General features: G+C 67.4%; 17 protein-coding genes and 1 tRNA gene. 8 read left to right on the top strand and 10 right to left on the bottom strand.

Annotation, left to right across the window (positions count from 1 at the left end; all coding sequences use genetic code 11):
- Positions 1 to 5: 5 nt before the first annotated feature.
- Positions 6 to 182 carry a DUF4169 family protein gene (locus tag IP78_RS15015; RefSeq protein ID WP_082384920.1) on the top strand — a complete coding sequence of 59 codons (177 nt, stop codon included), beginning with the start codon at positions 6 to 8 and terminating at the stop codon, positions 180 to 182.
- 1 nt (position 183) lies between these two features.
- The gene (locus IP78_RS15280) at positions 184 to 330 is read left to right on the top strand and encodes a hypothetical protein (RefSeq protein ID WP_156320340.1); all 147 of its coding nucleotides are present in this window, start codon (positions 184 to 186) and stop codon (positions 328 to 330) included.
- Here the strand turns inward: IP78_RS15280 and IP78_RS08715 are convergent.
- Both IP78_RS08715 and IP78_RS08710 read right to left on the bottom strand, forming a co-directional pair.
- Positions 327 to 1,241 carry a DMT family transporter gene (locus IP78_RS08715; protein WP_054111294.1) on the bottom strand — a complete coding sequence of 305 codons (915 nt, stop codon included), beginning with the start codon at positions 1,239 to 1,241 and terminating at the stop codon, positions 327 to 329. The genes IP78_RS15280 and IP78_RS08715 overlap by 4 nt on opposite strands.
- Positions 1,242 to 1,331: 90 nt before the next feature.
- Positions 1,332 to 2,093 (bottom strand): Coq4 family protein, encoded by a 762-nt coding sequence (locus tag IP78_RS08710; protein ID WP_054111293.1) that lies wholly within the window; start codon positions 2,091 to 2,093, stop codon positions 1,332 to 1,334.
- 74 nt (positions 2,094 to 2,167) lie between these two features.
- On the opposite strand from IP78_RS08710, the gene IP78_RS08705 reads away from it, so the two are divergent.
- Positions 2,168 to 2,392, top strand: a complete 225-nt coding sequence (locus IP78_RS08705; RefSeq protein WP_054111292.1) for a ribbon-helix-helix domain-containing protein — start codon at positions 2,168 to 2,170, stop codon at positions 2,390 to 2,392.
- Between the two features lie 65 nt (positions 2,393 to 2,457).
- On the opposite strand, the gene IP78_RS15010 is transcribed toward IP78_RS08705, so the two are convergent.
- Positions 2,458 to 2,631 (bottom strand): YdcH family protein, encoded by a 174-nt coding sequence (locus IP78_RS15010; protein WP_082384919.1) that lies wholly within the window; start codon positions 2,629 to 2,631, stop codon positions 2,458 to 2,460.
- 140 nt (positions 2,632 to 2,771) lie between these two features.
- Here IP78_RS15010 and IP78_RS08695 point away from each other — a divergent pair, with 140 nt between their 5' ends.
- The 3 genes from IP78_RS08695 to IP78_RS08685 are packed head-to-tail and all read left to right on the top strand — an operon-like array spanning position 2,772 to position 4,114.
- Complete coding sequence (locus IP78_RS08695) at positions 2,772 to 3,386, top strand: UbiX family flavin prenyltransferase (protein WP_054111290.1); 615 nt, start codon at positions 2,772 to 2,774, stop codon at positions 3,384 to 3,386.
- Positions 3,383 to 3,850: a TIGR02444 family protein gene (locus IP78_RS08690; protein ID WP_054111289.1), complete on the top strand. Its 468-nt coding sequence runs from the start codon at positions 3,383 to 3,385 to the stop codon at positions 3,848 to 3,850. Before IP78_RS08695 ends, IP78_RS08690 begins: the two co-directional genes overlap by 4 nt.
- A gap of 39 nt (positions 3,851 to 3,889) precedes the next feature.
- Complete coding sequence (locus tag IP78_RS08685; RefSeq protein ID WP_054111314.1) at positions 3,890 to 4,114, top strand: YdcH family protein; 225 nt, start codon at positions 3,890 to 3,892, stop codon at positions 4,112 to 4,114.
- A 6-nt stretch (positions 4,115 to 4,120) separates the two neighbouring features.
- On the opposite strand, the gene IP78_RS08680 is transcribed toward IP78_RS08685, so the two are convergent.
- Positions 4,121 to 5,677, bottom strand: coding sequence for a cryptochrome/photolyase family protein (locus tag IP78_RS08680; protein WP_054111288.1), 1,557 nt, complete (start codon positions 5,675 to 5,677; stop codon positions 4,121 to 4,123).
- Here IP78_RS08680 and sseA point away from each other — a divergent pair.
- Positions 5,676 to 6,509, top strand: coding sequence for a 3-mercaptopyruvate sulfurtransferase (sseA, locus tag IP78_RS08675; protein ID WP_054111287.1), 834 nt, complete (start codon positions 5,676 to 5,678; stop codon positions 6,507 to 6,509). The two genes, IP78_RS08680 and sseA, sit on opposite strands and share 2 nt — an antisense overlap.
- Positions 6,510 to 6,513: 4 nt before the next feature.
- On the opposite strand, the gene IP78_RS08670 is transcribed toward sseA, so the two are convergent.
- Both IP78_RS08670 and IP78_RS08665 read right to left on the bottom strand, forming a co-directional pair.
- Positions 6,514 to 7,836 (bottom strand): dicarboxylate/amino acid:cation symporter, encoded by a 1,323-nt coding sequence (locus IP78_RS08670; RefSeq protein ID WP_054111286.1) that lies wholly within the window; start codon positions 7,834 to 7,836, stop codon positions 6,514 to 6,516.
- Between the two features lie 48 nt (positions 7,837 to 7,884).
- Positions 7,885 to 8,994 (bottom strand): amino acid ABC transporter substrate-binding protein, encoded by a 1,110-nt coding sequence (locus IP78_RS08665; RefSeq protein ID WP_054111285.1) that lies wholly within the window; start codon positions 8,992 to 8,994, stop codon positions 7,885 to 7,887.
- Between the two features lie 102 nt (positions 8,995 to 9,096).
- Here IP78_RS08665 and metC point away from each other — a divergent pair, with 102 nt between their 5' ends.
- Positions 9,097 to 10,260 (top strand): cystathionine beta-lyase, encoded by a 1,164-nt coding sequence (gene metC, locus IP78_RS08660; protein ID WP_054111284.1) that lies wholly within the window; start codon positions 9,097 to 9,099, stop codon positions 10,258 to 10,260.
- Here the strand turns inward: metC and IP78_RS08655 are convergent.
- The 4 genes from IP78_RS08655 to IP78_RS08640 form a co-directional block, all read right to left on the bottom strand.
- The gene (locus tag IP78_RS08655) at positions 10,257 to 10,517 is read right to left on the bottom strand and encodes a hypothetical protein (protein WP_054111283.1); all 261 of its coding nucleotides are present in this window, start codon (positions 10,515 to 10,517) and stop codon (positions 10,257 to 10,259) included. The two genes, metC and IP78_RS08655, sit on opposite strands and share 4 nt — an antisense overlap.
- 17 nt (positions 10,518 to 10,534) lie before the next feature.
- Positions 10,535 to 10,611 (bottom strand) — tRNA-Arg (locus tag IP78_RS08650).
- A gap of 128 nt (positions 10,612 to 10,739) precedes the next feature.
- Entirely contained in the window at positions 10,740 to 11,045 is a 306-nt protein-coding gene (locus tag IP78_RS08645) for an ETC complex I subunit (RefSeq protein WP_054111282.1), read from the bottom strand.
- Positions 11,046 to 11,116: 71 nt separating this feature from the next.
- Entirely contained in the window at positions 11,117 to 12,256 is a 1,140-nt protein-coding gene (locus tag IP78_RS08640; protein ID WP_054111281.1) for an isobutyryl-CoA dehydrogenase, read from the bottom strand.
- Between the last annotated feature and the right edge of the window lie 60 nt (positions 12,257 to 12,316).

Genomic DNA, 12,316 nt, shown 5'->3' with positions numbered 1-12,316 from the left:
TCGAGATGGGCGAGATCATCAACCTGAACCGGGCGAGAAAGGCTCGCGACAAGGCCGAGGCGAAGGCGACGGCCGCCGCCAACCGCGCCGCGCACGGCCGGACCAAGGGCGAAAAGAGCGCCGCCGAGATCGAACGCGCGCGCATCCAGCGGCTGCTGGACCAGTCCAGGCGGGAAGACTGACATGAGCGGCTTGTCCGATCCGCGCCGCTACAGCCTGATCGCCTTGATCGCCCTGCAGCGCGCCAAGGCCATCCGGGATCGCGAGCAGCGCGAGGCCGAAAAGACCGAAATGGAAGCCAAGCCGAAGAAGAAGGGCTGGTTTCGCTAATCCGCCCGGGGTGCGCGGGTCAGGAGCACCTGCCCGGCCAGAACGAGCGCTAGTCCGACAGCGGCCGCCCAGCCGAAGCGGGCGTCCTCGAACACAGCTGACACCAGCATGGCGATCGGCGGGGTCAGGGCCGAAATGTAGCTGGCGAGCGCATAGCCCCTCGCCTTGGCCACGGCGAAATAGGTCACGAAGGCGATGACCGAGCCGAATACGGCCAGATACAGCAGCGAGATGACGTAGCCGGGGCTGGGGTCGATGGTGAAGCGCGCGCCGGTGGCGAGGCCGAACAACGCCAGCATGACTGTGCCATAGGCCATGGCCCAGGCCGTCTGGGGCAGGATGGCTGAGCCCGCTTTCTGGCCGCGCCAGGAGAAGTAGTTGCCGACAGCGGAGCTCAGCACCGCCAGGAAGGCCAGTCCGATGCCGACCAGGGCGCGTCGGTCGAGGCCGTCGCCCAGAGCCTCGCCGCCCGAGAGCACGGCCACTCCTAAGATGCCAAGCGTCGCCCCGATCCAGGCCGCCCGGTGGGCCCTCTGGCCGACGGCGAGGCGGAACAGCACCAGATTCAGGAAGGCCAGGCTGGCGAACACCACGGCGACGATGGCCGAGGTGACGTTCTCCTCGGCCGCATAGGTGAAGGAATAGCTGACCGCGAAGACGAAGGCCCCCTGCCCCACCGCCGCCAGATGCTGGGCGCGGGTCAGCGCCAGAGGCCGTCGCGTCACGGCGCATCCGACGAAGATCAGAAGCGCCGCCAGGCCGAACCGCCAGGTCAGGGAAGCGGCCGGGTCGACCGTGCCCAACTGCCAGGTGATGGCGTACCAGGTCGTGCCCCAGATGACGGCGCAGACCACCACGCCCGCGACGGCGAGCGTACCGGCGGACGGTCTGGCGAAGGACGGAAGCGACACGGGACGACCCGGGAGAGGAGAACAGCTTAACCCCGATTGCGCCGATCCCGTGCACGTTGCAATCGCCCCGAGCCGGGTTTCCGACAAAAATCAGGCGCGCAGCTTTAGCGCCGTCCTATCTGCCTCAGGCACGGTGGCGTAGATCGTTGGCGGCCGGATGCCCAGGCGCGCCCGCGCTGTTTCCAGTGGTTCGGCGAACAGAGCCTCATAGTCCAGGGCTGGCAGCCATTGGGCGGCGCGGCCGTTCCGCCATGCCTGCCATACCGCGCGACGGGCCGGGATGGACCGGTTCTCGCGCTGAATCTCCCGCGCCGCGCCCCAACCGATGAAGGCGAAGCCGAGGTTGCGGGTCTGGCCATAGGAGAAGCTGACCACGCAGGCCTCGCCCAGCGCATCAGTGCCGTAGCCGGTCAGCACGTGCCAGATGTCGTGGATGTCGCGCAGACGGCGTGAGTACCAGACGACCGGATGCGGAGCGTCGATCTCGGGTGCCACCTCACGCGCGGTCTCGGCCAGACCGTCGGCGGTGAAGCCCCGCGCCTCGCGGAACGCCCGGTACTCGCCGCCCACGGTGCCGAGGGCGAACCGCGACAGCCACACGGGATCGTCCAGAAGATTCGCCAGCTCCTGTCGCAGGAAGGCCTGCCGTCCGCCTTCGACCGTCCGGAGCATGCGGTTGTAGCCCCGCGCGCCGGAATCTCCCGTCAGGGCGCGCATGATCTCGAACACCTGGGCGGTGTCCTCCTTGTCGCGGATCAGGCGGTTGAACGCCTTCAGCGCCGTGAGTGGCCGCAACCGCTGGGGCGCGATCGGCTGGAAATCGTCGGGATAGACGGCGGCGTCCATCGTCATCGGTTACATCCGGCTGAGAGGCCGATAGTCTATCGCAACCTACGTTCTCGCCAAGCGATCATTGGATCCCGATCTTGCTCAAGAAGCGCTCAGTCGTCCTCGCTGGCCATGCCACCTCCGTGGCGCTGGAGCCGGAGTTCTGGGCGGTGCTGGACCGCGTGGCGGCCGAGCGCGGCCTCAGCCAGGCGGGCCTGCTGGCCTGGATCGACGAGACGCGAGGGCGTCGTTCTCTCGCCTCGGCGTGCCGCCTGCTGGCGTTGTCGTATGCGGCGCAGTTCTCCTCTCGCGGCCATCACTGACGGCCCCATGAAAAACGGCCCCGGATCGTTCCGGGGCCGTCGGTGTGCTTTTGGGAAGCGAGGACCTATCCGGCCCGCGCCTCCAGACTGGTGATCTCCTCCTTGAGCCGGAGCTTCTGTCGCTTCAGCTCCCTGACCTGCAACTCATCCACGGACGGCCGACCGAACTCGCGCTGAATGGTCTCATCCAGTTTGCGGTGACGGTTTCCCAGTTCGCGGATACGAGCTTCTATGGTCATGGCTTGCGCCTCCATGTCTAAGGGACGAGGGTAGTGAGCGCCCGGATTGACGTCTTGGGGAATCACATTTCGGTGACGCAAGACGTCGTTATCCAAACCTCCGGACACAGACCTTCCTCAGGACCAGTCTCCCCCCGAATATGGACCAAGTTTTGAACGGAGCCGCTCAGACCCCGCGCCGTCTCGTCGTCGGCATTTCAGGCGCTTCTGGCGTGATCTATGGCGCGCGGGTGCTGGACGCGCTGAGTGAGCTGGGGGTCGAAAGCCACCTGGTGATCACGCGCGCGGCGCTACTGACGCTGTCGCAGGAAACGGATCTGTCGCCCGATGACCTGACGTCGAAAGCCAGCGTCGTACACCGGTTGAACGACGTCGGAGCCACCATCGCCTCGGGGTCGTTCCGGACGCTGGGGATGATCGTGGCGCCCTGCTCGGTGCGGACCATGAGCGAGATCGCGACGGGCGTGACCTCGACCCTGCTGACCCGCGCCGCCGACGTGGTGCTGAAGGAGCGGCGGCCGCTGGTGCTGATGGTGCGCGAGACGCCGTTCCATCTGGGCCACCTGCGCACCATGACGGCGCTGGCCGAGATGGGCACGACGATCGCTCCGCCCCTGCCGGCCTTCTACGCGCGGCCTGGATCGATCGCGGAGATGGTGGATCAGTCGGTCGGGCGCGCTCTGGACCTCTTCGGTCTCGACTGGGGCTCGGTGAAGCGGTGGGAGGGGCTGAAGGGTCCGGCCGAGACGGAATGAGCGGTTTCTGGGACTGGGCGCTGGCCGCCTATCGCGGGCCGGGCGTATCTGAGGCCTGTCTAATTCTTCAGGACACACACGGCCAGAACGTGCCGCTGCTGCTGTGGGCGGCGTGGACGGCAGCCACGGGGCGTGCGCTGGACGAGGAAGCCATCGAAGCGGCTTGCGACGCGGCCCGCGCGTGGGACGGGGCGGCGGTCGGGCCGCTGAGAGCTATCCGGCGCACGCTGAAGGCGCCCATCCCGGACATCGGCGACACGGGCAGGGAGGCTCTGCGGGAGAAGGTCAAGGCCGTCGAACTGGCCGCCGAGCGGGCCTTGATGGCCGACCTGGAGGCGTTGGTTCCCGAGAGCGGCGGCTCGCCAACCGCGACTCTGGACGCCCTCGTGGCCGTCGCCCGCGTCTGGACCCGCGTGGTGCCGCGTCCGGCCCTGGCGGCGCTGTCCGAGCGTCTTCCGGCCTGATTGGGGCTGGAGTATAAGCCCGCCCTCACGGGACGCGCCATGAACGACGACACCCCCTTTCTAACCGAGGAAGAGCTGGCGCTGCGGGCCCAGGTCAAGCTGCTGCGCCTGGAGCACGCCGATCTCGACGCCTCCATCGAGGCTCTGTCGCACATGCCGATCCCGGATCAGCTGCTGATCGCGCGGCTGAAGCGCAAGAAGCTGAGCGTCCGGGACGAAATCGTGAAGATCGAGAGCCGGATCCTGCCAGACATCATCGCTTGAGGGGCATCATCGCCTGACGGTGCCCAGCGCCTCGCGCGTCGCCTCGGCTTCGTACAGCAGCGCCTTGCGCTTCTCCGGGCCGAAGTTTTCCAGCGTGCGATAGGGCATGGCCAGCCGCACGTTGTCCCTGAGCCGCGCCCGGTTCCGCTCCAGAAAGCCCCAGTAGAGCCGGTTAAAGGGGCACGCCCCCTCCCCCGCCTTGGCCTTCACGTCATAGCAACAGCCACTGCAGTAGTCGCTCATCCGGTCGATGTAAGCGCCGGACGCCGCATAGGGCTTGGACCCCACGATGCCGCCGTCGGCGAAGGTCGCCATGCCCCGGGTGTTGGGCATCTCCACCCACTCAAAGGCGTCGGCGTAGACGGTCAGGTACCAATCGTCGACCTCGTCCGGATGCACGCCCAGAAGCATGGCCAGATTGCCGGTGACCATCAGCCGCTGGATATGATGGGCGTAGGCGTTGCGCTTCGTTGTGGCGACCGTGTCGGCGACGCAGGCCATATCGGTCTCACCCGACCAGAAGAACCACGGCAGGGTCCGGTCAGCATCGAGGAAGTTGCGCTCGCGATACTCCGGCACCTTGAGCCAGTAGATGCCGCGCACGAACTCGCGCCAGCCCAGGATCTGGCGAATGAAACCCTCCACCGCGTTCAGCGGCGCGCGGCCCTTGCGGTACTCCACTTCGGCGCGGCGACAGACGTCAAGCGGATCGAGCAGGCCGAGGTTGATCGAGGTCGAGATGAGGCTGTGCCACATCCATGGCTCGCCCTGCGCCATCGCATCCTGCCAGTCGCCGAAGCTCGGAAGGACGGTCTTCAGGAAGTCGGCGAGAATGTCTTCGGCTTGTTCCGCCGTGGTGGGCCAGCCGAACGCTTCCAACTCGCCGAAGTGCTCCGGAAACAGCCGCGCCACGTCGGCGATGGCCCCCTGGGCGATCTCATTAGGGGCGATGCGCAAGCGGTGCGGAGGGCGCACGCCCTTGGCCAGCTTTTTGCGATTCTCGGCGTCGTAGTTCCACTGGCCCCCGACCGGCTGGCCGTCGTCGAGCAGGAGGCCGGTCTCCTTCCTCATCTCGCGATAGAAGAACTCCATCCGCAGCTGGCTCTTGCCCGAGGCCCAGCGGCGGAAGCGGTCGTGTGAGCAGATGAAGCGGGTGTCCTGCCGGATATCGACCGGGACGGCCGCCACGCCCGCGAAGGCCACCAGAGCCTCGGCCAGCCGCCACTCGCCGCACTCGGTGATCGCCACGGCCTCGAACGGCTGGTCATCCAGCGCGCGATGGAGCTCGCCGACGATGGAGTGCGTATTGGCCGGATCGTCGATGCGGACATAGCGGACCGTCACACCTCGCCCCTCCAGCCTCAGCGCGAAGCTGCGCATGGCGGCGAAGATCAGGGCGATCTTCTGCTTGTGGTGCCGGACATAGGTCGCCTCGTCCCGCACCTCGGCCATCAGGACGACGTCGCGCGCCGGGTCGAGGTCGGCGAGCGCGGAAAGACTGTCCGAGAGCTGGTCGCCGAGGACCAGTCTCAGCGTGCCGCCGGTCGTGCTAGGCTGGGGCATGGCATCCTTTCTTATCTCGACCGAAGACCTCGCTGGCCAACTGAACGCGCCGGACCTGAACATCGTCGACGCCAGCTGGCACCTGGATGGCCGCGACGCCCGCGCCGAATTCGAGCAGATGCGCATTCCAGGCGCGGTCTTCTTCGACCTCGACGCCGTCTCTGACCACACGACGGATCTGCCGCACATGCTGCCCGACGCCGCAGCTTTCGCGCAGGCCGCGGGCGCGCTGGGCATCACCGCGAGCCACCAGATCGTGGTCTACGACACCCAGGGCCTGTTCTCCGCCGCCCGGGTCTGGTGGACCTTCCGCCTGATGGGGGCCGAAGACGTGCGCGTGCTGGACGGCGGCCTGCCGAAGTGGCGCGCCGAGGCCCGGTCGCTGGCCTCAGGTCCGATGAAGCCGCCGACGCCCGCCGTCTTCACGCCCGGCCGCCGTCGCGGGGCAGTGGCCGACATGCCGATGGTGCTGGCCGCCCTGACCGGCGACGCCCAGATCCTTGACGCCCGCCCGGCTGCGCGCTTTTCGGGAGAGGCCGCCGAACCCCGTCCTGGAATGAGATCTGGCCACATGCCGGGCGCGCTGAACGTGCCGTTCAAGTCGGTACTGGACGCTGAAGGGCGCCTCCTGCCCGCTGGCGCTCTGCGTGATCGCTTTCGCCAGGCCGGCGTGACCTTCGACCGGCCGATCATCACCAGCTGCGGCTCGGGCGTGACGGCAGCCGTCCTGACGCTGGCCCTCGCCGAACTGGGTCAGGACAGCGCGCTGTACGACGGGGCCTGGGCCGAATGGGGGAGCCGCGAGGACACCCCCGTCGTCACCGGCTCCTGACAGATCAGGCGACGCTCGCCACGGTCGGCTGAGGCTCCGGCGCGACCGGCTCGTCCTTCTCGCCGCGCGAGACGACAGTGGCCAACACGAGGTCGCCGGTCACGTTCAGCACGGTGCGGCACATGTCCAGGAACCGGTCGACGCCCAGGATCAGGCCGATGCCCTCAGGCGGAATCCCGACCATGACCAGGATCATGGCGATGACCGGCAGGGACCCTGCTGGCACGCCCGCCGTGCCCACGCCGCCGAGGATGCAGACCAGCATCACTACCACCTGCTGAGTGATCGACAGCTCGATGCCGAAGAACTGGGCCAGGAACAGAACAGTGACGCCCTCAAACAGGGCCGTGCCGTTTTGGTTGGCGGTGGCTCCGACCGTCAGGACGAAGCGGGATATCTTGCGGGGAAGCTTCAGCTCCTCCTCCGCCGCCTTCAGCGCCACCGGAAGCGTGGCGTTAGAGGAGGCTGTGGTGAAGGCGACCAGCATGGGCCGCTGCACGCCCTTGAAGAACCACAGCGGGTTCCTGCCCGCCCCGATCATCACGACCAGCGGATAGACCACGAACATGTGGATCGCCATGGCCCCGACGGCCACGCCCACGAAGGCCGCCAGACGCACCAGCAGGTCCCAGCCGAACAAGGCCGCGAGGTTGAACATCAGGCAGGCGATGGCGATGGGCGCCAGCTTGATGACCATGTTGATGAGCTTCATCGTCACCTCGAGGATGCCCTCGATGGTGACTTTCAGGTGCTCGACATTGGGCCCCCGCGCCATGACCAGGCCGATGCCGAACAGCAGGGCGAAGATCATGATCGGAAGGATCTGGTTGTCCGCCGCCGCCGTGAAGATGTTGGACGGGATCAGGTCAAGGAAGAATTGGCCGAACTGCACGCTTTCGGGCGCATTCTCGACGATGCTGGCGGCACCGTCGGCGCCTTCCGCCAGCAGCCGCTGGGCCAACGCCGGATCGACGCCGTCGCCCGGCCGGAAGTAGTTGACCAGCGCCAGACCGATGATGACCGCGATCGTCGAGACGACGACGGTCAGGGCCAGGGTCTTGAACCCAGCGCGCCCCAGCGACTTCAGATCGCCCATCTCCGCCACGCCGACGACCAGGGCCGAGAACAGCAGCGGAATGACCAGCATGAACAGCAGCCGCAGGAAGATCTGTCCCGCCGGCCCGGTCACGTTCTCGGTCAGCCACTGGACCCAGGGGGTCTCAGGCCCGACGAACTGGTTGACGTAAAGCCCCGCCCCCAGTCCGACCACGAAGCCCAGCAGCATCAGCCAATGAAGCGGGATCCCGCCGCGTTTCGTCGTGTCCATACATCCCCCGAAGGCGCCACCCGCGACTGGCGGGTCGGCTCGTTGTGGTCAGCGGACCGGCAGGCCGTAGATCAGGCCGTCCGGTCGAGCGTTCCATTGTGCATTCAGACCGCGCGCGAGGTCGAGAGGCGATTGCGCCCCCAGATTCCGCTCGAAGATTTCGCCATAGTTCCCGACCGCGCCCACGGCATCGGCAGCCCAGGTGGCGGGCAGGCCCAGCCGTTGGCCGAACTCGCCTTCCGCGCCCAGCAGACGGCGCACGCGCGGGTCGCGGGCCCCTTCTACCTGTTCGTCGACGTTGGCGCGGGTGACGCCGTATTCCTCGGCCAGGATCAGGGCGTTCAGGGTCCAGCGGACGATGGCCGTCCACTGCTCGTCGCCGCGTCGCGTGACCGGCCCCAGCGGCTCTTTGGAGATCACTTCGGGCAGGAGAACATGCTGGGCCGGGTCCGACAACGTGGTGCGCGCCGCCGCCAGGGCCGAGATGTCTGCGGAGAAGGCGTCGCAGTCCTCGCGGCCATAGGCCTGACGCGCGGCCTCCTCGGTCGGCATGACCACGGCTTCGTATTCAATGCCCCGGCTGCGGAAGTAGTCCTCGGCATTCAGCGCGCTGGTCGAACCGGACTGGACGCAGACCCGCGCGCCGTTCAGTTCGGCAGCGCTGGCCAGGTCCAGCGATCGGCGCACGAGGAAGCCCTGGCCGTCGTAGTAGTTGATGCCGGCGAAGCTCAGCTGGCCGCCCGTGTCGCGCTCCATGGTCCAAGAGGTGTTGCGCCAAAGAACATCAATGCGGCCGTCCTGCAGGGCCTCGAACCGATTCTCCGCCGTCAGGGGCACGAAGCGCACCGCGTTCGGATCGCCGAAGATGGCGGCGGCCAGCCCCCGACAGAAGTCGGCGTCGAAGCCCCGCCACTGCCCGCGATTGTCGGTATAGGCGAAGCCCACGAGCCCCTGATGAACGCCGCAGTTCAGACGCCCGCGCCGCTGGATGGCCTGAAGCGTCGGACTTTCGACGGCTTCGGTCGATGTCGTCGCCGGGGTCGCACCTGTCGTTTCGGCGGGGGCGTCCGGCTCTGCGTCACGCCCGCAAGCGGCCAATGTCAGGACGGCGGCCAGCGACACGGCCCAAAGCGAAACCCGACCTGCACTCACACCCATGATCCGTCCCGCGTCACGGTTGGCGACGACTCGCGTCGTCGGCTCGCGCCCCGGTCGCTATAGAGGCCTTTGGACGACGGATCGCAACCCGTGGAGCGCCGAATGGACCGCCTTTCCGACCGAACCCGTCTGATCGCCTCGGCCACGCGGCGCGGCAGGGGGCGTCGGCCGGTGAGCCCGCCGATCGAGCGGGCTTCGACCCTGCTGTCAGACCAGGTCGCCGACATGCGCGACGACAGTCTGGGGCCAGTCTATGGAATTGATGGAACAGCCTCGCAGGCGGCGTTGCGAGAAGCGGTCGCCGATCTCGAGGGCACCAAGCACTGCTGGCTGACGCCGTCGGGTCTCTCGGCCGTCACCGTGCCGATCCTGGCTCTGACGAGGCCGGGCGACGAGGTGATCACGACAGACGCCGTCTACGGTCCCGTGCGGCGCTTCCTCACTCGTCATCTGGCATCTCGGGGCGTGACAACGCGCTTCCATGCGCCGGACGCCTCGGTCGAGCACATCATGGCGCTGAGAACCGAGCGGACCCGCCTGATCCTTATCGAATCGCCCGCCTCTCTGACGTTCGAGATGACCGACGTCCCAACTCTGGCCGCAGCCGCCCGCGCGCAGGACGTCCTGACCGTCATGGACAACACCTGGGCGGCAGGCCTTGCCTTCAAGCCCCTTGCCCACGGTGTGGACGTTAGCATCCAGGCCCTCACCAAATACGCCGCCGGACATTCGGACCTGCTCCTGGGCTCCGTCTGCGCCAGCGACCCCGCCGTCGCCAAGGCGATCGGGACGACGGTCGAAGATCTTGGCCTGTGCGTTTCACCTGACGACGCCTGGCTGGCACTCCGGGGCCTGCGGACCCTGCCCGTCCGTTATGCCGAGCAGGCCCGATCGGCGTTCAAGGTGGCCGAATGGCTATCCGCGCGTCCAGACGTCGCCCGGGTTTTCCACCCCGCCCTGCCAGGCGATCCGGGCCATCCAATCTGGTTCCGCGATTACACTGGCGGGGCCTCGATCCTCGGCGTGGTTCTCAACGGCGGGGACGCGCGCGCCGCAGAAGCGTTCCTGGAAGCCCTGACCCTGTTCGGTCTCGGCTACTCCTGGGGCGGGTTCGAGAGCCTGGCGACCCATGAGACCCCCCAACTCGCGTTTCGAAACGCCGCGCCGAATCTGGAGGGGCCGCTTCTGCGCCTGCACATCGGGCTGGAGGACCCCGCCGACCTGATCGCCGACCTTGAACAGGCTTTCGCCGCCCTACGCGCCTAGCCCTCGATTTCCGGCATCATCCCGGTGACGAAGCCGCGCATGCCGGTCTGCGGCTGAAGCATCCCCCGCAGGAAGTTCACGGTCATGGCGGCGCTGTCCTCGAAGGCGAATCGGCTCTGAGTGAAGCGACAGTTTGAGAACCCGGGCAGCCGAACACCCCTGAACACCAGGACGGCATTGCGGAATTCGCATTCGTAATAGGTGTTTCCGTCAAGTTCCTGCCGACCTTTGAGAACCTGGTTTCGGATGTCGGCCATGTGCTTCCTCGGAAAAATGGCGCGCCCTGCAGGATTCGAACCTGCGACCGTCCGCTTAGAAGGCGGGTGCTCTATCCAGCTGAGCTAAGGGCGCTGATGGGAAGTGGGGGTAGCGGCAACCACCCGCCGGCTCAAGCCGCGAGCCGCCGCGCGCCGAGCATTAGCCGCCCAGAGCGCGGCTCAAGCAGCGAGCGACCGCGTCGCGAGCGGTAGCCGCACCTACTAGTGCGTCCAGGGTTGCTTTCTGCCAGGCGCGAAGTTGTCGGCGTAGGCCTTCAGAATCACCGGCGGTTCCTGCGGTTCATGCAGGCGAAAGGCGATGCCGTGACGCTCGGCGTAGGCGATCGCCTCCTCCTTGGTCTCGAAGGACAGGCGGACCTGGCCGTTCATATCGGTTGAGCTGGTCCAGCCCATCAGCGGGTCGATGGTGCGTGCCGAGGCCGGCTCGAACTCCAGCCGCCAGTCCTTGGTCTTGGCCTTGCCGGACTGCATGGCGGTCTTGGCGGGGCGATAGATGCGGGCAAGCATGGTCGGTCTCGGAGCGGCTGAACTGCGGCGGATTTACAGGGCTTTGACCCCCGGCGTCGAGGGCCGCCGCCCTATTGGCGCATCATCTCGCGGGCCGTGATGACCCGCATGATCTCGTTGGTGCCTTCCAGAATGCGGTGCACCCGCAGGTCGCGCACGATCCGTTCCAGCGGATAGTCCTTCAGGTAGCCGTAGCCCCCGTGCAGCTGCAGCGCCTCGTCGGCGATCTGGAAGCAGGCGTCGGTGGCCAGCCGCTTGGCCATGGCGCACCACTTGGTCTTCTCGGGATGGCCGGTGTCGATGGCCCAGGCCCCGCGCAGCACCATCAGTCGCGCCGCCTCCAGCTGGGTCGCCATATCGGCGAGCTTGAACTGGACGTTCTGAAACTCGTTCAATGCCCTGCCGAACTGTTTTCGCGTAGCGACGTAGGCCTGGGCCGTCTCGAGCGCCAGCCGCGCTCCGCCCAGCGAGCAGGCCGCGATGTTCAGCCGCCCGCCGTCCAGACCCATCATGGCGTAGCGGAAGCCGTCGCCTTCCTTGCCCAGGAGGTTGGCGGCCGGCACGCGGCAGTCATCGAACGACACGACCGCCGTAGGCTGGTTGTTCCAGCCCATCTTCTTTTCCTGCGCGCCGAAGCTCAGGCCCGGCGTCTCCTTCTCGACCACGAAGGCCGAGATGCCCTTGGGCCCCGCCTCGCCCGTCCGCGCCATGACGACATAGATGTCGCTGGTCCCCGCGCCAGAGATGAAGGCCTTAGACCCGTTCAGGACGAAGTGATCGCCGTCGCGCGTTGCCGTCGTCCGCATCGCCGCCGCGTCCGAGCCTGAGCCCGGCTCGGTCAGGCAATAGCTGGCGATCAGTTCCATCATCGCCAGACGCGGCACATAGCGGGCCCGCAAATCGTCCGAGCCGAAGCTGTCGATCATCCAGGTCGCCATGTTGTGGATCGAGATGAAGGCGGCCGTCGACACGTCGCCGCGCGACAGCTCCTCGAAGATCACCGCCGCCTCGACCCGGCCCAGCGCCATACCGCCGTGCTCCTCGCCCGCATAGATGGCGGCGAAGCCCGTCTCAGCCGCGCGGCGCATGACGTCTACGGGGAAGTGCTTGGTCTCGTCCCACTCGGCCGAATGGGGCGCCAGCTCGGCCTCGGCGAAGGCGCGCGCGGCGTCCTGGATGGCGCGCTGGTCGTCGGTGAGGGCGAAATCCATGGGGTCTCCTGTCGTCCGGCGCGCTGTCTAGACCGATCCCTTGGCGAAGGGGAGCGGCCG

The organism is Brevundimonas sp. AAP58 (assembly GCF_001295975.1).
GTDB lineage: Bacteria > Pseudomonadota > Alphaproteobacteria > Caulobacterales > Caulobacteraceae > Brevundimonas.
This window is presented reverse-complemented; position numbering and strand designations above follow the sequence as displayed.